Annotated in this window: 24 protein-coding genes, 1 tRNA gene and 2 rRNA genes; 4 read left to right on the top strand and 23 right to left on the bottom strand. The window is 35.7% G+C overall.

The window, feature by feature from the left end; genetic code table 11:
• The first annotated feature begins 21 nt into the window (after positions 1–21).
• A complete protein-coding gene (locus BN3326_RS17005; RefSeq protein ID WP_242876026.1) occupies positions 22–744 on the top strand; it encodes a superoxide dismutase in 723 nt (240 codons plus the stop codon).
• Here the strand turns inward: BN3326_RS17005 and BN3326_RS22430 are convergent.
• Complete coding sequence (locus BN3326_RS22430; protein WP_242876025.1) at positions 730–1005, bottom strand: hypothetical protein; 276 nt, start codon at positions 1003–1005, stop codon at positions 730–732. The genes BN3326_RS17005 and BN3326_RS22430 overlap by 15 nt on opposite strands.
• 282 nt (positions 1006–1287) lie before the next feature.
• The gene (locus BN3326_RS17000; protein ID WP_070000460.1) at positions 1288–1842 is read right to left on the bottom strand and encodes a LemA family protein; all 555 of its coding nucleotides are present in this window, start codon (positions 1840–1842) and stop codon (positions 1288–1290) included.
• Between the two features lie 197 nt (positions 1843–2039).
• On the opposite strand from BN3326_RS17000, the gene BN3326_RS16995 reads away from it, so the two are divergent.
• Both BN3326_RS16995 and BN3326_RS16990 read left to right on the top strand, forming a co-directional pair.
• On the top strand, positions 2040–2765 hold the full coding sequence (locus tag BN3326_RS16995) for a LytR/AlgR family response regulator transcription factor (protein ID WP_070000459.1): 726 nt from the start codon (positions 2040–2042) through the stop codon (positions 2763–2765).
• Positions 2766–2789: 24 nt separating this feature from the next.
• On the top strand, positions 2790–4061 hold the full coding sequence (locus BN3326_RS16990; RefSeq protein ID WP_070000458.1) for a sensor histidine kinase: 1272 nt from the start codon (positions 2790–2792) through the stop codon (positions 4059–4061).
• 132 nt (positions 4062–4193) lie between these two features.
• On the opposite strand, the gene BN3326_RS16985 is transcribed toward BN3326_RS16990, so the two are convergent.
• Genes BN3326_RS16985 through murB form a run of 5 tightly spaced genes read right to left on the bottom strand, consistent with a single transcriptional unit; the run spans position 4194 to position 8232 of the window.
• A complete protein-coding gene (locus BN3326_RS16985) occupies positions 4194–4460 on the bottom strand; it encodes an HPr family phosphocarrier protein (RefSeq protein ID WP_070000457.1) in 267 nt (88 codons plus the stop codon).
• Entirely contained in the window at positions 4453–5418 is a 966-nt protein-coding gene (whiA, locus tag BN3326_RS16980; protein WP_070000456.1) for a DNA-binding protein WhiA, read from the bottom strand. The genes BN3326_RS16985 and whiA overlap by 8 nt, the downstream gene beginning before the upstream one ends.
• A 24-nt stretch (positions 5419–5442) precedes the next feature.
• A complete protein-coding gene (locus BN3326_RS16975) occupies positions 5443–6420 on the bottom strand; it encodes a gluconeogenesis factor YvcK family protein (RefSeq protein ID WP_070000455.1) in 978 nt (325 codons plus the stop codon).
• Position 6421: 1 nt separating this feature from the next.
• Positions 6422–7294, bottom strand: coding sequence for an RNase adapter RapZ (gene rapZ / locus BN3326_RS16970; protein WP_070000454.1), 873 nt, complete (start codon positions 7292–7294; stop codon positions 6422–6424).
• A 20-nt stretch (positions 7295–7314) separates the two neighbouring features.
• Positions 7315–8232: a UDP-N-acetylmuramate dehydrogenase gene (murB, locus tag BN3326_RS16965; RefSeq protein ID WP_070000453.1), complete on the bottom strand. Its 918-nt coding sequence runs from the start codon at positions 8230–8232 to the stop codon at positions 7315–7317.
• A 264-nt stretch (positions 8233–8496) separates the two neighbouring features.
• On the opposite strand from murB, the gene BN3326_RS16960 reads away from it, so the two are divergent.
• Entirely contained in the window at positions 8497–9489 is a 993-nt protein-coding gene (locus tag BN3326_RS16960) for an alpha/beta fold hydrolase (protein WP_070000452.1), read from the top strand.
• A 64-nt stretch (positions 9490–9553) separates the two neighbouring features.
• Here the strand turns inward: BN3326_RS16960 and BN3326_RS16955 are convergent, their stop codons facing one another.
• The 16 genes from BN3326_RS16955 to BN3326_RS16880 all read right to left on the bottom strand — a co-directional run.
• On the bottom strand, positions 9554–9892 hold the full coding sequence (locus BN3326_RS16955; RefSeq protein WP_070000451.1) for a hypothetical protein: 339 nt from the start codon (positions 9890–9892) through the stop codon (positions 9554–9556).
• Between the two features lie 117 nt (positions 9893–10009).
• Positions 10010–10360 carry a hypothetical protein gene (locus BN3326_RS16950; RefSeq protein WP_083258872.1) on the bottom strand — a complete coding sequence of 117 codons (351 nt, stop codon included), beginning with the start codon at positions 10358–10360 and terminating at the stop codon, positions 10010–10012.
• An 86-nt stretch (positions 10361–10446) separates the two neighbouring features.
• Positions 10447–11499 carry an ABC transporter substrate-binding protein gene (locus tag BN3326_RS16945; RefSeq protein ID WP_070000450.1) on the bottom strand — a complete coding sequence of 351 codons (1053 nt, stop codon included), beginning with the start codon at positions 11497–11499 and terminating at the stop codon, positions 10447–10449.
• A 47-nt stretch (positions 11500–11546) separates the two neighbouring features.
• Positions 11547–12335, bottom strand: a complete 789-nt coding sequence (locus BN3326_RS16940) for an ABC transporter permease (RefSeq protein WP_070000449.1) — start codon at positions 12333–12335, stop codon at positions 11547–11549.
• A complete protein-coding gene (locus tag BN3326_RS16935) occupies positions 12335–13147 on the bottom strand; it encodes an ABC transporter permease (protein ID WP_070000448.1) in 813 nt (270 codons plus the stop codon). Before BN3326_RS16935 ends, BN3326_RS16940 begins: the two co-directional genes overlap by 1 nt.
• On the bottom strand, positions 13140–14207 hold the full coding sequence (gene potA / locus BN3326_RS16930; protein WP_070000447.1) for a spermidine/putrescine ABC transporter ATP-binding protein: 1068 nt from the start codon (positions 14205–14207) through the stop codon (positions 13140–13142). Before potA ends, BN3326_RS16935 begins: the two co-directional genes overlap by 8 nt.
• A 17-nt stretch (positions 14208–14224) precedes the next feature.
• Positions 14225–14764, bottom strand: a complete 540-nt coding sequence (locus tag BN3326_RS16925; protein WP_070000446.1) for a helix-turn-helix domain-containing protein — start codon at positions 14762–14764, stop codon at positions 14225–14227.
• A 212-nt stretch (positions 14765–14976) separates the two neighbouring features.
• Positions 14977–16017 (bottom strand): TolC family protein, encoded by a 1041-nt coding sequence (locus BN3326_RS16920; RefSeq protein WP_070000445.1) that lies wholly within the window; start codon positions 16015–16017, stop codon positions 14977–14979.
• Positions 16018–16029: 12 nt separating this feature from the next.
• Positions 16030–17232, bottom strand: a complete 1203-nt coding sequence (locus tag BN3326_RS16915; protein ID WP_070000444.1) for an ABC transporter permease — start codon at positions 17230–17232, stop codon at positions 16030–16032.
• Between the two features lie 18 nt (positions 17233–17250).
• Positions 17251–18471, bottom strand: coding sequence for an ABC transporter permease (locus BN3326_RS16910; protein ID WP_070000443.1), 1221 nt, complete (start codon positions 18469–18471; stop codon positions 17251–17253).
• A gap of 2 nt (positions 18472–18473) precedes the next feature.
• Positions 18474–19166, bottom strand: a complete 693-nt coding sequence (locus tag BN3326_RS16905; RefSeq protein WP_070000442.1) for an ABC transporter ATP-binding protein — start codon at positions 19164–19166, stop codon at positions 18474–18476.
• The gene (locus BN3326_RS16900; protein WP_070000441.1) at positions 19163–20611 is read right to left on the bottom strand and encodes an efflux RND transporter periplasmic adaptor subunit; all 1449 of its coding nucleotides are present in this window, start codon (positions 20609–20611) and stop codon (positions 19163–19165) included. The genes BN3326_RS16905 and BN3326_RS16900 overlap by 4 nt, the downstream gene beginning before the upstream one ends.
• A 27-nt stretch (positions 20612–20638) precedes the next feature.
• Complete coding sequence (locus tag BN3326_RS16895) at positions 20639–21292, bottom strand: TetR/AcrR family transcriptional regulator (RefSeq protein ID WP_070000440.1); 654 nt, start codon at positions 21290–21292, stop codon at positions 20639–20641.
• A 186-nt stretch (positions 21293–21478) separates the two neighbouring features.
• Positions 21479–21562, bottom strand: a tRNA-Leu gene (locus BN3326_RS16890).
• A 6-nt stretch (positions 21563–21568) separates the two neighbouring features.
• Positions 21569–21686, bottom strand: a 5S ribosomal RNA gene (gene rrf / locus BN3326_RS16885).
• Between the two features lie 417 nt (positions 21687–22103).
• Positions 22104–22214 (bottom strand): 23S ribosomal RNA (locus tag BN3326_RS16880); the annotation flags it as partial.

Genomic DNA, 22214 nt, shown 5'->3' with positions numbered 1-22214 from the left:
ATTTGAAAGGACTTATGCCCTATGAAAGACCTACTCCCTTTATTATTAATGACAGCTGCTACAAGTCTTAATAGAAATAGATATGCTTATTCCCGTATTGCTCATACCAACACTAACAATGATTTTGCTGCACAGACAGGACCTTTTGAACTCCCGGCTCTTCCTTATGCCTATGATGCGCTAGAACCTCATATTGATGAAGAAACCATGCGTGTACATCATGATGGCCATCACCGTGCTTATGTAAATAATCTTAATGAAGCACTTTCACAGTATCCAGAACTCTATAATTTCTCACTTGAAGAGTTATTACGTCGTGCTAATGCACTGCCCTCTGATATTATGGAAGATGTTATTAATAATGGTGGCGGTCACTATAATCACTCATTTTTTTGGAAGGTTATGTCTCCAGATGGTGGTGGTGAGCCTAATGGTAACTTAAAGGTTGCAATTGACAGGACATTTGGCAGTTTTGAAAACTTTAGAGAAGTATTTAAAGAGACAGCTCTTGATACCTTTGGTTCTGGATGGACTTGGCTGTTAAAAGATCCTTCAGGCAACTTGCAGATTGTTTCAACTGCTAATCAAAATACCCCCGTTCCTTTTGGACTTAGGCCTATTATCGCTATTGACTTATGGGAACATGCGTATTATCTTAAACATAAAAATCGCCGCGGCGACTATATTGATGATTGGTTTAATGTAGTAGACTGGGATCATGCAGGCGAACTATACAACCGCTAATAAAGATAATTTAAGAAAAATCAAACTGAATACGAGAAAACAAGGGTGGAAACCGACATTGGTTTCCACCCTTGTTTTCTCGTAGTACATCCACAGTCTGATGTCATTTATCGTCTTTCTCAGCATGGTATGGCTGGAGCGCACCAGTTCCACCAAGTGACGCAGCACTGTCGCCGATCCATTTGCCTTACCGTCGTCTAGCTTATCAAGAACACGTGTCATCTGCCTGTTCATCATAAACTGGAAAATTTGCAGAGCCATAGCCATAGCACGCACCGGTATAGTGCTGGCATAGTAGCGTATGCCCTCAGTGGATCCCTCAAACAGGGGGCACTATCCTCTTTAATGATGAAGGATTTTAACTGTCCAGTCTCAAACACAGTTTTATCCAAGCTTTTGCTCATGCAAAACAGCTTGTTCTGGTGTTCAAAGATGATTTTGGTATCCCAAAGGCCGAAATCAATCTGTTCAGAAATCACAAATTGATCTTTCAGTAGCTGGTTTTTAGAATTAGGTTGCTCATAGATTTGCGCATAGTGCGCCTCATTTCATACTTGGCATATCTGCCTTGCCTGCCTGCTCAATAAGATACTCTCTTTGTCCAAAGCCCAACATTCCAGCGATCATGGCAACCGGGAACATGCGAATTTCACGGTTGAGCTTAATCACGCTGTCATTGTAAATCAGGTGGCTGGTGCGCACCATGTTTTCAAAGATTTCCACAGCATTCATGGTTTTGATATAGGTTTGGTTTGCTGCCAGTTCCGGGTATTGCTCCGTTACCATGGCAATCCTGCCCAAGGCTTCGGAAATAATTCCCTCTTGGTGCAGCACATCATTGGGTGTTGACTTTGCCGTAATGACGCTTCTTCTTGATTTGATGGTTTCAATCAGCGTTTCGCTTTCATGTTTGGCATAGCCCTTTGTCAAATCCAAAAGTGCTGTCAGGGCGTCGAAACGGCTAGAGAGCTGCACACCGATCTGACTCATGGCGTTGCTTATATTCTCATCCAATACTACAAGTCTGCGTTGGGTAGAGATTACCCATAGTAAGATTGACACGACGATTATGCCAATTGCTATTAGGGTTGGTAACATAGTGTTTACCTCCATTTTCTATTGGTTAGTGTATAAGGGAACATTTCCTTATCTTTAATGTATCAAAAATTCTCCTTAAAACCCCATCCACAGCATGAAACATTATTTTTACAACATGAATCATGGTTTTTTACATTCTATTTTTATGGTAAAATTATCATTGAGAAATAGACTAACAATGAAAGGGAGGAATGCTTATGCTACAGATTGCAGTCTGTGATGACAATATTGAAGAGCTATCCAATATGGTACAGCTCATAGACCTATACAGGACATCAAAAAATTTTAACTGCCAATACGCTGTCTTTACAAACGGATTTGAACTGGTTTCGGTCTTAGAAAAAGGAAAACGGTTTGATATATACTGTCTGGATATTATTATGCCGGGCTTTACAGGCATTGATGTGGCAAAGGAAATTCGGGGTTTTGACAAAACCGCGCCGATTTTATTCTTTACCTCCTCCCCTGAGTATGCCTTAGAGAGCTATTCAGTGAAAGCCATCAATTACATACTAAAGCCAATCTCAAAAGAAAAACTATTCTTTACCTTTGACGAGCTACTAGAGCAAATCAAAGCAAAAAAGGATGAGAATGCTATTATCGTAAAGAGTAGTGAGGGCATTCAAAAAATACTGATCTCCAATTTGGTTTTTGCCGAGGTCATCGGCAGAAATGTGTTGTATCATATGCACTCGGGCAAGATAATCGAATGTACAGAAGCCTTTTCCTCTGTCTGTGATAATCTTGTGAAACATGGATGTTTTATCAGACCCCACCGCTCCTATCTTGTGAATATGCAGTATGTGGATACCATCCAAAATCATCAGATAACCTTACAAACCCTTTCCTTTGTCCCCGTTGCACAGGGCAGGGCAAAGGAGATGAAAGCGCAGTATCTGAATTATCAAATGGAAGGGGAATAACTACGTGGAGAGAGGTGCTTTAAAATGGTGGTAACAGTGATAGGACTTATACGATTTGGATTTTCTCTGCTTTTTGGCGTAGCGGTGTCGGTTCTCTTTGCAGGCATAGAACTCACCCGCAAAAACAGGCTTATCATTGGCCTAATCTGTGTAATTTTTCTTTTCATTCAGACCGCCTGCTGGTGGTTTTTGGGCTTGGACTTAACCTCCAAGCTTTATCCCCTGATCATCCACCTGCCGCTGATAGTAATATTTTCTCTATATCATAAGCGTCCGTGGCTCATTTCCACCGTCAGCGTGCTTTCGGGTTACCTGTGCTGTCAAGCACCACGCTGGGTGGGTTTCCTTGCAGGAGCTGCCTTTGGTAGCAGACTTGCAAACCACGTTTTTTATATTGGGGCTGTGTTTCTGTCCTATTATTTTCTGAAAAGATATGTGACTAGGTCCGTCCGGCAGCTTATGGAGATGTCCAATAAATCTTGCTTGCTTTTAGGCGGCGTACCACTTTTTTACTATATGTTCGACTACGCTACCACTATCTATACCGATGTGCTTTACAGAGGTACTGAATGGGCGGTTCAGTTCATGCCCTCAACAGTATCTGTTTTCTATTTTGTATTTGTCCTCCTTTACTACTCTGAGACGCAAAAACAGGCAAGCATCCAAAGAGAGCGAGACATGCTGGATATGCAGTTTAGGCAGGCACAAACAGAATTTGCTTCTCTGCGACAGATGCAGCAGAATGCTATGGCCTATCGGCACGATATGCGCCACCATTTCGCTCTTTTACAGGGGCTGGCCTCCAAGGAACAAATAGAGGAGATCAAAAAGTATCTACGGACTGCCCAATCCGATATGGATACCATCACGCCCATGCGATTTTGTGAAAACGAAACCGTTAATCTGATTTTGTCCTCTTTTGCCGTCAAAGCACACCAATCGGGAATCCTATTGACAGTAGAAGCAAGGTTGCCTGACGCGCTTCCCTTTAGTGACACCGAGCTTTGCTCCCTATTGTCAAACGCTTTGGAAAACGCCATACAAGCCTCTGAAAATATAGCAGACAGCAAAGAACGCTATATCAAACTGCGTGTGTATGCCAAGAATAATAAGCTGTGCATTGACATTCGCAACAGCTATCACACAGAACCCATATTCCACGAGGGTCTTCCTGTGTCAAAAAAACAGGGGCATGGCTTTGGCACAAAAAGCATGGCGCATATCGTGGAAAAACACGGTGGCGTATACCAGTTTTCGATCAAGGATGGCTGTTTTATATTCCAAGCAACTACATAATCTCTGAATATACTAAGCCCCCTGCCTTTACTCAGTAAGACAGGGGGCTTAGCGTATGGTATGCTTGTAAGTGGCAATGGTGCTATCAATAAAATGATAGACTATCGGCAGATAGATTTTTATTTTTAATAATTACTCAGTTACTTCTTGAGTCGTTAGAAATCTTATTAAAGCAGCAGCTGCTTCCTCTTCATCTTCTCCGTCAGCTACAATTTCGATGCTTTGTCCCTTAATAGCACCCAAAGACATCATACCCATAATACTTTTAGCATTAACTTGCTTTTCATTCACAACAACTGTAATATGACTTTCATATTTGCTGGCGATCTGAACAAATAACGCTGCTGGTCTTGCCTCCAGTCCATTTTTGAATTCTAGTTTAATTACTTCTTTAATCATTTTTAACTCCTCCTCTGATTTGTCTAGTTTGCTCTGCAATCTCACTTATTTTTTTTAGTCTATGATTTACTCCCGACTTTCCTACTGGGTGGCTGATAAGCTCTCCGAGTTCTTTTAAAGTAGCACTTGGATATTCTAACCGATATGTAGCTACTTCTTGTAAGTTGTCAGGCAAAGCAGAAATACCTATTGTATCTTGTATATACTCTATATCTTGCACCTGCCTGACTGCTGCTGATACTGTTTTTTTAAGATTAGCTGTTTCACAATTAACAATACGGTTTACATTGTTTCTTACCTCTTTTATAATACGTATATTTTCGAGCTCCATCAGTGCAATATGTGCTCCCATAATATTCAGCAAATCAACTATTTGTGTGCCTTCTTTAAGGTAAACCACATAGTTGTTTTTACGTGGTACTATTTTGGGATCCATTTCTAGTGAACTCATGACCTCTTTAATGAATTCAGCATGTTTTAAGGCAGGACTTACAAATTCAAGATGATATCCCTTTTCTGGATCGCTTACCGAGCCTGCTCCTAAAAACGCCCCTCTTAGATAAGCTCTTTTACAGCAAATACTTTGTATAATTGTTAAATCTACATAATCTCTAATGATTAACTTTTCCTGATCTGCCTTAAGTACCGTCGTTGCCTTTAGTACTTTTAGAGACGCTTCATGGTCTTTAATGTGTAAAATATAAGTTTGTTTCTTATGAAACTTTTTACTGACTTTAAAGACTACCTTTGTATTTATATTAAAAGTTTTTTTAATCATTGTAAAGTACTTTCTTGCAACAGCAGCATTTTCTGTCTGAAATTTGACCGAATAAGCCCCGTTTTCACATTTAATCTCCCCTGACATGAGTATAAGCGCAGCGATTTCTGCAATCATACAATGCCTTGTACCTAATGGAACACAAGTGAGTTCTTTTTTTACATTGGAGGAAAAAGACATATTTGTCACCTCTTTTATGTAATTTTAATTGAAAAACTCTTTAAATATACATTCAGCTAGTTTTTCTGAGTCGTGCCTAACAAACTTTTTATCCTTAAAAATCTTAACAAGTGGTGCTTCAACTCTTTTAACATGATGCCAAATCTCATTTTGCGGGTCAAATCTTAAGATATCTGCCCCTTCTTCAATATATTGGTTAAGGTACTCATCAGGTATTATTTCATTGTTAACAATGACACTATGTATCACATTGTTTCCAATATACTTCTCCAGTATTCTTAAATGTTCTTCAATTGAAAACCCCGTTGTTTCTCCTGGCTGACTCATAATGTTGGCTACATAAATTTTCTTTGCCCTTGACCTTTCAATAAGCATTGGAACTAAATCCACCAATAAATTTGGAATCAGGCTTGTATAAAGACTTCCTGGTCCCAGAATGATAAGGTCTGCTTCTTGAAGTGCATAAATAACTTCTTTAACAGGCCTAGGGTTAGTTGGATTTAAAGCTATCTCTTTAATAAGAGACTGGTTTAATTTGCCATATTCTACGATTTGTGTTTCACCTTCAATAGATTTTCCGTTTTCAAATTGTGCACAAAGATGAATATTTTCAAGTGTAACGGGTATAACCTTGCCTGTAATAGCAAGCACATTTCCAGTCAACTTAACAGCTTGTTCAAAGCTGCCTGTAATATCTGTCAAAGCTGCTAAAAATAAATTGCCTAAATTTTGCCCCTTTAAAGAACCTTCTTTGAACCTGTATTGAAGTACTTTTTCCATGATCGGTTCCGTATTAGCTAGTGCCACAAGACAATTTCTAATATCCCCCGGGGGCATGATTCCCATTTCTTCTCTGATTTTACCTGAGCCACCTCCATTATCAGCTACAGTTACAACAGCACTTATATGGGAAGTATATTTTTTAATACCTTTTAACATAGCTGATAAGCCTGTTCCCCCACCTATTACAACTACTTTAGGCTCTTGCTGCCTCATTTTCATATTACTTCCCTCTTTTACTATCTTTATCAATATCTCTATGTTGAATAATTACAGTATGTCCTTCATCTTGTAAAAATTTGCAGAGTGCATTGGCGATAGTTACAGATCTATGTTTGCCCCCTGTACAGCCAATACCAATAACTAACTGATTTTTGCCCTCTTGCATATAGTTTGGCATAAGGAAGCTAATCATATCCTTTAATTTTGCAACAAATGTTTGTGTCACTTCAAATTGCATTACATAATTTTTTACAATCTCATCATTACCTGTATAAGGTCTCATTTCTGGTATATAATAAGGATTTGGCGCAAATCTTACATCATAGACGAGGTCTGCATCAATAGGCATCCCATATTTGAAACCAAAAGAAAGAATCGTAACCATTAAGCTGTTAAATGCCTTTTTCTCACTATAAATTTTAAAAAGCACTTCTTTAGTATCTTTTGGCAGCATATATGATGTATCAATAATATGATGTGCTTTTGATCTCATTTCCTTTAAGATTTCTCTTTCTCTTTGAATACCTTCTTCTACCCTTTCACTTCTTGCTAAAGGATGGAGCCTCCTTGTTTCTTTATACCGTTTAATAAGCTCTTGATCACTACAGTCAAAATATACAATTTCATAAGTGTGTCCACAAGATTTAAGATCATGTAAACTGCTGAATAAATCTGAGAATAAAACACCGCCTCTAATATCAATACCCAAAACAACCTTGCTTAACTTTTCTTCTTGAGGCGCTATAAGTTCAGCAAAATTTGTTATTAAAGTAGGCGGCAGATTATCTACACAATAGTATCCCATATCTTCAAAAAACTTTATAGCACTACTTTTACCTGCTCCTGACATTCCTGTTACAATAATAAAGTTCATAAGTGCCTCCTGCCCATTTCTTATCCTTGGTTACTAATAATTTTGATTTCTGGTTGCAAATCAACATTAAATTTTTCTTTGACAGTTAATTGAATATGATCAATAAGCGCTTTAACATCTTTAAATGTAGCAGTGCCATCACTCACTACAAAACCACAATGCTTCGTAGAGACCATGGCCCCGCCTATCTGATAGCCTCTAAGTCCAGCATCCATGATAAGCTTTCCCGCAAAGTAACCCTCAGGCCTTTTAAAGGTGCTGCCTGCACTAGGCTTTTCAAGTGGTTGTTTATCCCTTCTTCTTCCTGCCAAATCTTTCATTATTTCAGATATAGCTGTTTTACTACCTCTGGATAAAAGTAGTCTTGCCTTTAAAACAATATATTTATTTTTTTGAATAATGCTTGTTCTATAGCCTAATGCCAAATCTTCTTTCGATAAAGTTATCTTTTGGCCTTTTTGATCAATTACCTGGGCATCTATTATGACATCTTGTATTTCTCCGCCATAAGCTCCTGCATTCATAGCTACTGCCCCTCCCAGAGTTCCGGGGATGCCTTGTGCGAACTCAAAACCTGCAAGTCCGTGTTCAAATGCAACATTTGCAATTTTAGAAAGCAACGCGCCGCTATCTGCCGTAATCACTGTATCCTCTATTTCTATATCAGATAGGTTTTTATATAACTGAATAATAACGCCTCTAAAACCTTTATCATCTATTAATAAATTACTGCCATTACCCACAATATAATAAGGAATATTATGTGCATTGCATAATTGTACTGCACTTACTAATTGTGTACAATCGGTCGGCATAACAAATAAATCTGCCGGCCCCCCTATTTTAAAAGAAGTATGATTTTTCATAGGTTCATTCATTAGAATATTTTCATTTGGTATCTGAGTACATAAAAGATTTATAACCTCATTTATTTCCATTTTTCCAACTCCTTACTAGGATACCAATACTTTTATTAAACTATCTATACATTATTATAATATACATTATTTTTATTCATAATGATAGTATTTTTTAGTTTATAAATAGTGTATCAAATAAAACACTTTTTCTTCTTGGATATATTTAACGCCTATAATTCGATAACTTTTTTACTTATTTCATCCAATAAAACATAATTTATGCTATAATAAGATGAACTTTATAACTCACATACTTTTATGTAATATATTAGGAGATAGCCGATGCGTAAGAATAAAAAAATGGTACTGGGAAACTATGACAAAAAACAAAAAGGCAGTAAAAAAATTTATATCTATCTATTAATCATATGTATGCTCCTGGTAGGAGCTTTTTATCAAATATATTATGTTTATGCACATGCTAATCAATATGGACGGGTAGGTAAATTAATTGATGTCAATGACTCTATGATGCATCTTTATACTTCTGCCTCTTCAGGTATGCCACTCGTCTTCGCCTCAAATATTGGCACTTCTGTGCCTTATGCTGAATTATACCCTCTTTTTTCAAAGTTCTCTGAGGAAGCAGCAATAGCAGTATATGATAAACCCGGTTATGGCTGGAGTGAGCTTACCAAAGCCCCTAGAGACGTTACTACAATTGCTTCTGAAATACATACGCTTTTACATAATAGCAATCATCCTTTACCAGCATTATTTATTGCACACTCTATGGGTTCGCTTGAAGTACTAAGATATGCTCAGCTCTATCCTGAGGATGTAGCCGGTATTGTTTTAATTGACGGGGCTTCTCCTGATTTTTGCAGTAAATATAATAATATTATGATAGTAGAATCGTTCTTAATGAACGGACTGCGTAACGTAGGACTCTTAAGATTATTAAGTGATACAGACGCCATGCAAAAAATACTTAACACTAATGATATGCTGCCAGAAGAACTTAAAACTCTAAACAGCGGTATTACACTGGAAAAGTTATGGAACAGAAATATGATAGAAGAAAAGCTTAAACTTCAGTCTAATGCTAAAATGATTTTAGAAGGAGGTACCTTAGGCGATATTCCGCTGCATATTATAACTTCAAAAACCAATCCTTATGGTACTTGGCAGCAGACACAGACCACCTTGCTTAAGTTTTCTTCTAATAGTACTCAAACTTATATGGACGGCTCTGTAAATTTTATTGAAGAAAAAGATATGGCTATTATTCAGGGTGTTATCAGCTCCTTAATAACTTCTTTACAAAAAGAATAATAAAAAATAGCTGACTAAAATACGTCTAGTGTATTTTAGTCGGCTATCGAAAGCTAGATAATGACTATAGTGTTATGACTTTGTGTGCTTTTAAAACAATATCTGCAATTTCTTCCATATTCGTAATTCTTCCTACTTGTAGTGAACTGTTGTTACAAGCCTTATAGACACATGTTCCACACGCTAAGAGTTCCACCCCTTCGCATTCAAGCCCATCTAATATATCTATAAAATAAGATCCTCTTACAACGAGTTTTACTCCTGAATTATAAAATATAATGACATCTGGCTTATTCATGCTGGCAAGAAGTTTTCTAAGAAATGTACCTAGGAGTGTATGCCCAACCTCAGCATCTCCTCTCCCTAGAGTATCACTGTTAATGATAATAACATTTTTATACACCGTATCATTGCCCCCTTAATGTACTCTGCATACCAATATTGTATGCTCATTTAGAGTAATAGGTGATTGTGTCTAATTATGTCACACAAAAAAAGGATTGCTTATTTTAGCAACCCCTTAGTCTTTATTTGACTTCTTGATATATTTGATGATATCTAAAATCCCTTTTGCTATAGACCCGATTAAGAATACTGTATTAATAACAAATCCTGCAATGGCAATACCTCTGGCATTTCTTGTTTTAATGCCTACAGCACCTAATACCGTCCCCACTATTGTAACTGGAAGCCCAATAATAGGGACAAGCCACCCAAGGGACCCCACTATGCCTAATATCAGTGATGTCCATGCATTTAATTGTGTAGAATGCGTAGGTATGGGCATAGGCTCAACGCCGTTGTTGGTATCATCTATTTCATATTCATCCTCTAAGAAATCTAATTCTTCCCCTAATGTTGTCTCGTGCATTAAAAAACCTCCATTTCCGTTATCTCTTTTTATTATAACTGATATTTTTTATCTTTTAAAGAATAAATTTAATATTCAATATTATATTAGTTAGATACTTTTACCTGTGTCCATATACTGCTATAGCGTTCTATCACATCTGAAGGATCATTAAACATTTCCATCTTAGGATCAGTGATAACATGGTCACTTGGATAAGCTACTTCGCTATTTTTAATTTCCTCTGGCAACAGTTCTCTTGCAGCACTAATAGGTGTAGAATAACCTATGTATTCTGCATTTTTTGCTGCTATATCCGCACGGCACAAAAAGTCAATATACTGATGAGCGAGCTTTATATTTTGACTTCCTTTAGGAATAACTATAGAATCAACAAAATAGTTAGAACCTTCTTTAGGAATCACGTAAGCTAAATCTGGATTCTCATCCATCATTACCATTGCATCGCCTGCCCAAGCAACCATTAAAGCCGCCTCACCATTAACCATTTTTCCTTTCCCTTCATCTCCAACATATGCAAGAACTAAAGGTGCTTGCAAAGTTAAGAGTTGTTTGGCTGCTTCAAGTTCCTTTTCATCTCTTGTATTCATGGAATAACCTAATTTTTTAAGAGCAACCATAATCGAATCTCTTTCACTATCATACATAAATATTTGTCCTTTATAGTCTTCATTCCATAAGATATCCCAACTATCTACTGTTTCATCTACCATTTGTGTATTGTATAATATACCTACAGTCCCCCACATATAAGGGACTGAGTAATTATTTGGTGGATCAAAGGGTAGGTTTTTAAACTTATCATCAATCTTATCATAATTCTTTAACAATTGTTTATCTATCGGCTCTAACATCTCTCTATTTATCATTTTTTCAATCATATAATCTGATGGGAATAAAATATCATAGTTTACATTGCCCGGTTCAACTGTAGCATACATTTCTTCATTATTTGCATACTCCGAATAAATTACCTTAACGCCAGTTTCTTTTGTAAACAGTTCATTTACTTGTGGATCAATATAATCTCCCCAGTTATATACGATAAGCGTCTCTTTCTTTGATCCACACCCTGTAAGAGTACTCACAAGCAAACTTACTGCTATAATCCCTCTCATAATCATCATCCATTTTTTCATTCCTTTAATCTCCCTTCCATAAATTAATCTCATTCTGGCTCTACCCTTTAATCACTCTGACGTAAACGCTTTGCTTTTACTTTTTGATCAGCTCTTAAATTCATTATGAGCAGTATACTTATAATAGTAACAAACATAATAGTAGAAATAGCATTGATCGTTGGATTAACGCCCTTACGTGCCATAGCATAAATCTTAATAGGCAAAGTATCAACACCTGCTCCTTTGTTAAAAAAACTAACAACAAAATCATCTATTGATAGCGTAAAGGCAATAAAAGCACCGGCTATAACCCCAGGCATAATCTCTGGAAAAATAACCTTTTTAAAGGCATACCACGGTGTTGCACCTAGATCCAGTGCTGCCTCATACAGATTATAATTCATTTGTTTAAGTTTTGGCATTACCGAAAGTATTACATAAGGTATATTAAATGTAATATGTGAGACGATTAGCGTTGGAAGTCCAAAAGGTAATTTAATAACCGAAAAAAGCATCATCAGTGAAATACCTATTACGATATCTGGACTTAAAAGCGGAATATATGTAATATTCATCACAACGTTTTTTTGCCAACCTCTCATCCGATTAATACCCATCGCTGCAAAAGTGCCAATGATAGTCGCCACTGCTGCTGAGGTAAGTGCAATAATAATCGTATGCATAAAAGCTTGTTGAATCCCTGCATCATGAAACATTTTAGTATACCAATCCAATGTAAAACCATTCCACACTGGAAGCTTTGAGTTATTAAAAGAAAAAACCATAAGCAATATAATTGGCGCATACATCATAACTAAAATAAAAGCCGTATATATCTTTTTTATAAATTTCATCAAAACAATCCGCCCCCTTTATCTAAGGAGTCTTTTTTAGACATAAAGGTCAGAGTAACTAGTACAATGATCATCAAAATCATTGAAACAGCTGATCCAAATCCAAGGTCTCTTGTACGAGTAAATTGTTCCTCAATGATATTACCTATCAACATAATTTTGCCACCTCCTAAAAGCCTTGTAATAAGGAACGTGGTTAAGGCAGGCATAAACACCATAATAATGCCTGTTATAACCCCTGGCATACTTAGGGGTAAAATAACTTTTCGAAATGTTGTCACTTTATTGGCTCCTAAGTCATATGAAGCTTCAACTAAACTTAAATCTATTTTACAAAGCACATTATAAATAGGAAGTACCATAAACGGAAAAAAGTTATAGACCATGCCAAATACAACGGCGCCACTCCCATATAGAAATTGGATAGGAGACAAGCCAAGTACACCTAGTATACTATTAATGACCCCATTATTTTCAAGCAAACTTGCCCATGCATACGTTCTAAGTAAAGAATTCATCCACATAGGTAGTACAACAAGTAATAAAATTATTTTTTTTTGAGACATCTCTTTTGTACTTAATATCATAGCTAGAGGATATGCCATAATTAAACAGATTACAGTACTGACACATGCAAGCTGTATAGACTTCAAAAGAGCTTTTATGTAGTAATCTTCAAAAAACTTTTGATAACTGCGCAAGGTAAAGTGACCTTCTTCAAAGAAACTAAAGTACACAATCAACATTAAAGGAACAATGATGAAAAGAGATGCCCATATTAAATAGGGATAGGCTAAAGATTTTCTATGCATACACTGTACTCCTTTTCATAATATGAATGTCCGCTGGTATGATAATGAGTCCCACTGTTTCACCCACCTGTGACATTGTAGTGGAATGAACCATCCATAGGAATTTCTCCCCTTTGATAAGCATTTCATAATGTACCCCTTTAAAAGTAACAGACTCTACACATCCACTTAACATCCCTTGTTCCTTAGAAACAATTTGAATATCTTCTGGTCTTACGACAACATCAACAGGTGTATTTTCACCAAATCCAGCATCTACACATTCAAACACATAATTATGAAACTGAACCTGATAATCTTTAAGCATTATACCTTCTAAAATATTACTTTCTCCAATAAAATCAGCTACAAAAGCATTTTTAGGCTCATTATAAATATCAACTGGTGTTCCTATCTGCTGCACTTTACCTTCATGCATAATAGCAATAGTATCTGACATTGTCAGAGCTTCTTCTTGATCATGTGTCACATAAATGAACGTAATACCTATCTTTTGCTGAATTTTTTTAAGCTCCAGCTGCATACCTTTTCTAAGTTTTAAGTCGAGGGCCCCTAGCGGCTCATCCAGAAGAAGCACATCCGGTTCATTAACTAATGCTCTTGCAATAGCAATTCTTTGCTGCTGCCCGCCGCTCAAAGAATCAATAGATCTTTTTTGAAAACCTTTAAGATTAACTAGCTCTAGAATCTCATCGACTTTCTTTTTAATAAGCTGCTTGTCTAACTTCTTGATATTTAGTCCAAAAGCTATATTGTCTTCAACATTCATATGTGGAAACAGTGCATATTTTTGAAATACGGTATTAATTTTGCGCTTATAGGGAGGTAAGGTTACAATATTTTTTCCTTCAAAGAATACATCGCCTTGACTAGGTTCTTCAAATCCCCCAATAATCCGAAGGAGCGTTGTTTTACCACACCCACTGGGGCCAAGTAAAGTAACAAATTCATTGCGCCTTATATACATACTAATATCTTTTAAAACTTCTGTATGATCAAATGACTTAGATATATTTTTTAAATCAATTATATAATCCTTGTAGGTTTCTTTAGCATTCATATTCTTCTCTAACTCCTTTAAAAACTCGGCGGTGTAGCAACCCAAAGTATTGTTGCTCTTGTTTTACCAGTATTTTGCAAGTAATGATTACTTGTAGGCCTAAAATAAAAACTATCTCCCTTTTTTGCCTTAAATTTTTTATTGCCTAAATGCACATAAATATTTCCTGATACGACATAGCCAAATTCTTCTCCTTCGTGGGGTGCATCAATAGTCGATTTGCCCCCTGGCTCTATATTGATAAGGATAGGCTCCATGTCATTTTTCTGAGCATTTGGTATGAGCCATGTAATCATATTGCCATCTTCTTTATCTTCTTTTTCAAATACATCCTGTTTCGTAAAAACAATTTTTTCTTGACTGGATTCATTAAAAAAGTCTTTTAAATTGGTCCCTAAACATTCTAATATGTCAATTAAAGTCGCGATAGATGGAGATGTAAGTCCCCTTTCTACTTGAGAAATAAAACCTTTTGAAAGTTCACACCTATCAGCAAGTTCTTCTTGTGTCAATCCATTTTTCTTTCTTAATTGGTTAATCTTTGCGCCAATATCCATAGGTATATCTCCTTTACTCTATTTTTTCTATAGTTAAATAAACTTTTTGTTTACTAGCATTAAACTCATTCTTAAAAATTATACCTATTAATAACGCAAAGGTCAATAAGTATAAGTAAAAGTTTAGTCTATCTATCTTTTTTATTTATATCTTTAAAGCAAAAAGAAGCACTTTTAAGCGCTTCTTTTTGCTTCTTTCTTTTTTAAGTTCATTAAACATTACCAATCCAAGGTTTTTGGATCATTTCTTTTGAACTATTATACTGACTGATGAGTTTCAAAAGATTTAACTCAGCTTCTTGCTTTGCTGTTACTTGCTTATCATATTCTATGACACTTATTAACTGGTTACGATAACGAATTTCTGCGGTTCTTAATTTTTTATCCAGCACTTCAAGCTGTAAAGCTGACGAAGCTATTTGTTCTTCTAAGCTAAGTAGAGAGGAATAACTATTGATTAAAGACTGCTTAAGCGTCTTTTGTGTATCTTCTAACTTTAGGGTTACTGTCTCTGCTGCAGTTTTATTGGTTAAATAATCCGCATAAAATACTGGGAAGTCCCCCTCTTTAAGAAGATTATCTTCTTTAAGTTTTGCAAGCTCTTTATCATATTGAAGATAGATACTTATTTTGCTATTAATATAGCCTTCTGTTGATCCTATAATCCTAAAAGTTTCATAAGGAATAGTGTCTTCTAAAGTATATCTTGTAAGGTCTTTTCCTGTAATAATTTTGAAATAAACCTGTGCATTTTTTAACTCTTCTTCTTTAGTCTGCTTACTGCTCTTTAAATTAATAAGTTCGATCTCTTTACTTTGATACTGGATAGGATTTACAAGGCCTTTTTGACTTTTGATTGCCATTTGTCTAAGCTCTTTTGAATGAATATCTATGTTTTTACTGAGTAATTGTATTTCTTTTTGCAAAATAATGATTGTATTGTATTTATTTGAAATGTCATTTGTGATTTGATCTTCTAGCATCTTTTTTTGCTGCTCATTTTTTGCTTTATTTAAGTAAAGACTTTGATATTGGTAATAAGTAGCGCTATTATTAAGTTTAAGTTGTTCTCTTAGGGCTTCATGTTCCTTGCTGTTAATAGAAACTTGTGTACTATAAACAATAGCTGATTTTATGGCATCTTCTAATTTAAGCATAGGATTTTGCTCAGCTGCATAAAGCGGCATAGTAAGTCCTGCTACGGCACTTATAAGAACTGCTGCTAATCGTACTAAATAATTCTTTGCTTTCATTTTATCACTCCTTTATTCAAATCTTAATGCTTCTATTGGATCAAGTTTGGCAGCTTTATACGCTGGATAAACGCCAAATACGAGGCCTATTACACTAGAAGTTCCTACAGAAAATATAACCATACCTAATGTCATTTTAGCCGTCACTGTAATAAGGCTGGCTATTAAGAGTCCTCCTATGTATCCTATTAACAGGCCTATAATGCCGCCTACCACTGTAAGAATAAGTGCCTCTATTAAAAACTGACTGAGGATTTGTTTATCTGTAGCGCCTAGTGCTTTTCTTATGCCTATCTCCCTTGTACGCTCTCTTACGGTTACAAGCATAATATTCATAATACCTATTCCCCCTACAATTAAAGACACCGCCGCCACGAGACTTACGAAGATATTAAGCGTATTGATAATATTATTAATTTGGTCAACTTGCTCTGTTAAAGTAGATACTTTATAAATGTCTTTTTTCCCATGTCTTTTTTCGAGTATTCTTTGTATAGAATACGTATAATCATTGGCATCATAAGCATCTTCAATAACGATTAAGCTATCGTAACTTCTTCCATCTCCATAGCCAACTATGCGATCCACTGTTGAAAAAGGCATATAACAAAGTAGCGGTATCTGATCTATCGGTACAAAAGAAGGAATCTCGCTTTTAATAATACCAATAATCTCAAATGATTGAGGTTCGCCACTGATATTAAGTTCAACAGTCTTTCCCAAAACATACTTAGAACTTGTGCGATTATACATCACTCTCGCAAAGTTAGTATCTACCACGACCACATTGCTTTTAAGACCTTCATCAACCTCTGAAATCATTCTGCCTTCAATAACTTTAAAAGACTGTACTTCCCCGATATTATAGGGTATTCCAAATATCATGGCATCTTTCGTATTCTTTTTATAATCTTTGGTCGTTGCAAAATAGCCATTATGATAATTCATCGTCGTTTTTACTTCTGGAATTTCCCCAAGAACTTCTAGGTCTTCCTGGGTAATCATATTCTCTTCTGTATATTCTCTGGTATTAATTTCTATAGTTCCCTTACCCATTTGCGAAAATTGATCGTTAAAATACGCTTTAACCCCTTCACCAACACTTAGTATAATAATAACCGCACCTATACCAATAAACATTCCGAGCATTGTAAGGAAGGTTCTTAGTTTATTGCTTTTAAGCTGACTAAATGCACTTTTAATGGTTTCATTCATGCTTAATCCTCCCTTTCATTATTCATATCTCAGTGAATCTACCGGATCAAGTCTGGCTGCTTGATAAGCTGGATACACCCCAAATATTAATCCTATGGCTGTTGATGTACCTACCGAAAAAACAATCATGCCGAGTGTCAGCTTAGCTTGTATATTATACATGCCACCAACAACGATAGACCCAATATAGCCTAAAAGCATACCAATAACACCCGCAATAACGGTCAAGATAAGTGATTCTATAATAAATTGCCTTAATATTACCTTATTAGTGGCACCAAGGGCTTTCCTAACACCTATTTCCCGAGTTCTCTCTGTAACTGTTACAAGCATAATATTCATGATCCCTATCCCTCCTACAACAAGAGATATCCCCGCTACAGCACTGATAAATAGTGTAATCATATTGAGCATATTGTTTGCCATGTCTATCATGTCTGCCGCACTTGATACGGTATAGTTATCCTTTTGAGCATGTCTTCTGTTTAAAAGAAGACGTACTTGATTAGTCACTTCTTTTTGATCATAACCTTCTTTAATAACCCCAGCAGCACTAAATACCTTTGACTCATTTTGGACAATAATATCTAATGTTGCTTTTGGAACATACAAGGGGTACTGAGTTAACATACGTTCTAAATGGTTTTGTGAGGCATTACTTGGTGCACTGCTTTTATACACCCCGACTATCTCAAAATTCTCTATTTGATTATCTACGATAACTTCAATACTTTTTCCAAGGATATTTCTATAATTTGTTTGTCTTAAAATAACCTTAGCAAATACATCGGACACAATGACAACCTTCGCTGCTATTTGTTCGTCTTTTTCTGTATGTAATCTTCCTGCTATTAAATCTATTTTTTTCATAGTGGTTGTATATTGTGGTTCTGCGCCCATTAAACTAACTTTTTTAATCTCTCTATTTCTGTTATAAATAGATCCCTCTTCCCACACAGTGCCTTTAATGGCTTCAATCTCTGGCATAGACTCAATAACGTCTAAATCTTCTTGTGTAATGAGTAAGTGTGAGGAAGTATCTTTAATACTGACTTGGAATGCTCCAAGACCAATATCACTATAAAAACCTTTTGTGTACTCTTTAAAGCCAGCACCTAAAGATAAAATCATAATGACTGAACCTACCCCAATAAACATGCCCAGCATCGTCAAAAAGGTACGGCCTTTATTGCCTAGTAGTTGCTTAAAACCAAGCATTATACTTTCTTTTAAATCCATCTTCAGACACCTCGCCTATTTATTATCGGTGCATCCTCTATGATAATACCATCTCTAAATACAACTTTCCTTTTTGTATACTGTGCGATATCAGGTTCATGCGTTACCATAACTACCGTAACGCCTTCATTATTTAAATTTTGGAAAATATTCATAATTTCTACGCTGGACTTACTATCTAAATTACCTGTTGGTTCATCTGCTAGAATAATCGAAGGATTATTAACTAATGCTCTTGCAATAGCCACTCTTTGTTTTTGACCTCCAGATATTTCATTTGGGGTATGCTTAATCCTATTTCCAAGCCCCACTTTAATAAGTGCGTCTAAAGCTCTTTCTCTTCTTTCTTTAGGCTTTACTCCGCCATACATCATAGGTAACTCCACATTTTCTACGATTGTAAGTTTTGGCAGAAGATTAAACGCTTGGAATACAAATCCTATTTTTTGATTTCTAATTTTGGCATATTCAGTATCTTTAATCTCTGAAACATTAACCCCATCTAATATATAAGTGCCGCTTGTCGCATGATCTAGACATCCTAATATGTGCAAAAAGGTTGTTTTACCTGATCCTGATGCGCCCATAATAGATACAAACTCTTCTTTTTCTACTTTAAAATCAATATCAAATAAGGCTTGTAATTGAAGTTTGCCATTTCTATAAATTTTATTGACTTTTTGTATATCTATCACTGCACATCACCTGTCTTTTCGTAAGAGACTTTCATTCCTTCCTTCAAAAACTCAGTTGGATTAGCTACTATTATTTCACCTTCGTTAAGATTATCTGCTTCTACATATAACCCATTATTTAAACCTTGCACGACCATTCTCTTTTCAAGGGAACCATCTTCTTTGATAACATATACGTAAGAATTATTATCATCATCTTCAAGGGTCGCAAGTATTGGAATAATACTTACTGCTTCTCTTGTTTGGGTAATAACTTTAACATCTACTGTAAACCCTGGTTTAATAATAGTTCCTGGATCCGATACTTCTATTTCGATAGGAATATTAGCATTATTAGCCCCCTTAGTTGCAGCGCCTTGTTCTCCAATAGCTACTGGAGATACTTTGGTAACTTTGCCATCTACTTCTATTGTTTTAGACCCTGTATACTTTATTTTAGCATCTAATCCTACTATTAAATCTGCTGCATAGTAAGGAGAAATACTACAATTAATAATCAACTTACTTGGATCTATTATTGTCATAAGCCGCATACCTTGTGTGATAGGCATACCTTCTTCTGTTGGTGCTTCAATAATAACGCCGTCCATAGGTGCTAGTACTTGTGCCCCTGATTTCTTTACATTATTTTCCATAGCAAAAATCTGGGCCTGAAAGTTTTTGATCTCTGACTGTTTACTTGTAATACTTTGTTTTCTGTTTGGATCTTGTATTTGATTGAGTAAAACACCTAAATGATATTCTGCTGTTTGTTTACTTATACTTGCAGCTTGTATAGCTTTTTGTGCAGATGCAATGGCTGTCTGTGTACTATCTGCTTTTTGTTCTAGATTAGCAAGTGCCGTTTTTGAGTCATCTATTTCCTTTTGTGCAATAAGTCCTTCACTAAATAATTGAAGCTGCACTTCGTGGTCTTTTCTTTGATTTTTCAAGTCTCTTTCTAAATTTTCAAGATTAGTTTGTTGAGTGTCTAACTGATCTTTTGCATCTTGTTCACTTTTCTCTGCTTGAACCAATGCACTCTGTGCATTTAAAATCTCTTGTTTTGATCCCCCTGTGATAAGTAAATCTAATGCATCTTGAGCAGCTTTAAGCTGCAGTTCGAGGGTTTCTAATTGTTTCTGCGTTTGTTCTTGTGTATCTGTATCCAAAGTAAGCAGTATATCTCCAGCTTTAACTGTGTCTCCTACTTTTTTATGTATTGTAACAATTTTATTATTAGCTTCTGCATAAATTGTTCGGGTGTGTTTTGCTTCTAATTCGCCACTTGAAGAAATTCTAGTTTGTATATCATCTTTTTTAACCGTTTCTATTTTTACACGAGGCCCGCTTTTAAACCCTCCTATCTTATCTTCTGTCTTAGGTTTTTTTGCAATAGCAACAGCTATAAAAGCTAGCATTACTAGAGCTATTAAAATAACTATCCACATTTTTTTGTTTTTCATAATAATCTCCCCATTTTTATAATAAATTTATATAGTGTGTTCATTTTTATAAACACCATTTTTTAATACTTCAATATATTTATCAAATCCTGAATGCTCTTCATCTAAATCATGCTCACCAACGCTCGACTGTATACTATTCATTTCAATATGTCTTTTTATTAAGGCTTCAAACAACGTAGAGGTAATAAACAAAACATCTTCTTTAGTAATACCTCTTCTTAATTTTTTTTCATCTAAATAGCATATTAAATGTTCTTGTAAAATAGTATCATCAAGTAAATAATATTTTTTAAATAGCTCATTTGTTTCCAAAACAGTTTTCATCGGTTTCATAAAGAAGTGCGTAACAATATGACTTTCTTCTGGATATTTTATAAAAGCTTTATGTTTAATGATAGATATCTTTTTTAAACGATTATAAAAATCCTTGTCCTCTATGTGCTCTATAGCTTTAAGTATATTGTCATTAATAATCGTAATGGCGTAATCTAAAACATATGCATAGAGATTTAACTTATTATTAAAGTAATTAAATAAGCTTCCTTTAGAAATACCAGCATTATGAGCTATCGTGTCTGTAGAAGCTCTATCATATCCTTGAATAGCAAATTCTTTTATGGCTGCCTTAAGTATCGCTCCTTGCTTTTCATAATTTAAATTTAGAAACTTATCATTCATCCATTTAGTCACCTTTGATTATTTATTTAAAGTAGATTTTCTTTCTCATGGTGCTGACTCCTCAGTCATATGCTATTATATTCCTATTTGACTTATTAGTCAAGAAAATTCAACCATTTGTATTGTATTGACTCATTATATTTGCACATAGCAAAAAGACTACAAACTATAGTTTGTAGTCTTTTATGCCCGAGACCGGAATCGAACCGGTACGAGGGTTAGCTCGCAGGATTTTAAGTCCTGTGCGTCTGCCAGTTCCGCCACTCGGGCACGTTGATTTGGCAGCCACCTACTCTCCCGGCTCGTCTCCAAGCAAGTACCATCGGCCGACTAGGTCTTAACCTACGTGTTCGGTATGGGAACGGGTGTGTCCCCTAGTCGCATCGCCACCAAAAATATTGGGAATAAATTTCCTTCAGTCTTCCGACTTCGTCTTGCTGCAAATCTAAACAGCTTTCTTTGAATGAACGGTCGAAACTCGCATGCGCTCAAACAGTCTCCCTAAGTACCATTCAAATAAACCTGTAAGATTTGCTACGCAATACTACGTAGTCAGCCTTCAGGATATTTATTCCCTCTACGTGAAAGGAATATCCAGCCCCAAAAACTTAACTTATTGGTTTTTAAATAAATGATTAACCTTAGGCTTGACGAAATGCCTATTCCAAATCTTGCGTTTACTTTGTAAACTTAAGATTTGTCATTTGGACTAAAGTTTATTAAGAACAAAAAATTTTCTTTTTAATTTTGTGTTCTTTGTATTCTCAAAAACAAATACTACGATGTATTTTTTCATTTAACCTTGTTTTTTTAGGTCAAACCCTCGAACCGTTAGTATTGGTCACCTACATGTATTACTACACTTACAGCTCCAACCTATCAACCTCATAGTCTCTAAGGGGTCTTACTCCATTTCTGGATG

This window comes from Cellulosilyticum sp. I15G10I2, assembly GCF_900095725.1.
Taxonomy (GTDB): Bacteria; Bacillota; Clostridia; order Lachnospirales; family Cellulosilyticaceae; genus FMMP01.
The sequence above is the reverse complement of the archived record's forward strand: the minus strand, read 5'-3'. Positions and strand labels throughout refer to the sequence as shown.

Excerpts from the sequence above, each read along its gene's own strand:
- potA (WP_070000447.1), bottom strand. The coding sequence starts at position 14,207 with ATGAATGCTAAAGAAACCTACAAGGATTATATAATTGATTTAAAAAAT.
- murB (WP_070000453.1), bottom strand. The coding sequence starts at position 8,232 with ATGGAAATAAATGAGGTTATAAATCTTTTATGTACTCAGATACCAAAT.
- BN3326_RS16990 (WP_070000458.1), top strand. The coding sequence starts at position 2,790 with ATGGTGGTAACAGTGATAGGACTTATACGATTTGGATTTTCTCTGCTT.
- BN3326_RS16915 (WP_070000444.1), bottom strand. The coding sequence starts at position 17,232 with ATGAATGAAACCATTAAAAGTGCATTTAGTCAGCTTAAAAGCAATAAA.
- BN3326_RS17005 (WP_242876026.1), top strand. The coding sequence starts at position 22 with ATGAAAGACCTACTCCCTTTATTATTAATGACAGCTGCTACAAGTCTT.
- BN3326_RS16940 (WP_070000449.1), bottom strand. The coding sequence starts at position 12,335 with ATGAAATTTATAAAAAAGATATATACGGCTTTTATTTTAGTTATGATG.
- BN3326_RS16895 (WP_070000440.1), bottom strand. The coding sequence starts at position 21,292 with ATGAATGATAAGTTTCTAAATTTAAATTATGAAAAGCAAGGAGCGATA.
- BN3326_RS16925 (WP_070000446.1), bottom strand. The coding sequence starts at position 14,764 with ATGGATATTGGCGCAAAGATTAACCAATTAAGAAAGAAAAATGGATTG.
- BN3326_RS16960 (WP_070000452.1), top strand. The coding sequence starts at position 8,497 with ATGCGTAAGAATAAAAAAATGGTACTGGGAAACTATGACAAAAAACAA.
- whiA (WP_070000456.1), bottom strand. The coding sequence starts at position 5,418 with ATGTCTTTTTCCTCCAATGTAAAAAAAGAACTCACTTGTGTTCCATTA.
- BN3326_RS16900 (WP_070000441.1), bottom strand. The coding sequence starts at position 20,611 with ATGAAAAACAAAAAAATGTGGATAGTTATTTTAATAGCTCTAGTAATG.
- BN3326_RS16950 (WP_083258872.1), bottom strand. The coding sequence starts at position 10,360 with ATGCACGAGACAACATTAGGGGAAGAATTAGATTTCTTAGAGGATGAA.
- BN3326_RS22430 (WP_242876025.1), bottom strand. The coding sequence starts at position 1,005 with ATGGCTCTGCAAATTTTCCAGTTTATGATGAACAGGCAGATGACACGT.
- BN3326_RS16920 (WP_070000445.1), bottom strand. The coding sequence starts at position 16,017 with ATGAAAGCAAAGAATTATTTAGTACGATTAGCAGCAGTTCTTATAAGT.
- BN3326_RS16945 (WP_070000450.1), bottom strand. The coding sequence starts at position 11,499 with ATGAAAAAATGGATGATGATTATGAGAGGGATTATAGCAGTAAGTTTG.
- BN3326_RS17000 (WP_070000460.1), bottom strand. The coding sequence starts at position 1,842 with ATGTTACCAACCCTAATAGCAATTGGCATAATCGTCGTGTCAATCTTA.
- BN3326_RS16995 (WP_070000459.1), top strand. The coding sequence starts at position 2,040 with ATGCTACAGATTGCAGTCTGTGATGACAATATTGAAGAGCTATCCAAT.
- BN3326_RS16975 (WP_070000455.1), bottom strand. The coding sequence starts at position 6,420 with ATGAAAATGAGGCAGCAAGAGCCTAAAGTAGTTGTAATAGGTGGGGGA.
- BN3326_RS16910 (WP_070000443.1), bottom strand. The coding sequence starts at position 18,471 with ATGGATTTAAAAGAAAGTATAATGCTTGGTTTTAAGCAACTACTAGGC.
- BN3326_RS16985 (WP_070000457.1), bottom strand. The coding sequence starts at position 4,460 with ATGATTAAAGAAGTAATTAAACTAGAATTCAAAAATGGACTGGAGGCA.
- rapZ (WP_070000454.1), bottom strand. The coding sequence starts at position 7,294 with ATGAACTTTATTATTGTAACAGGAATGTCAGGAGCAGGTAAAAGTAGT.
- BN3326_RS16935 (WP_070000448.1), bottom strand. The coding sequence starts at position 13,147 with ATGCATAGAAAATCTTTAGCCTATCCCTATTTAATATGGGCATCTCTT.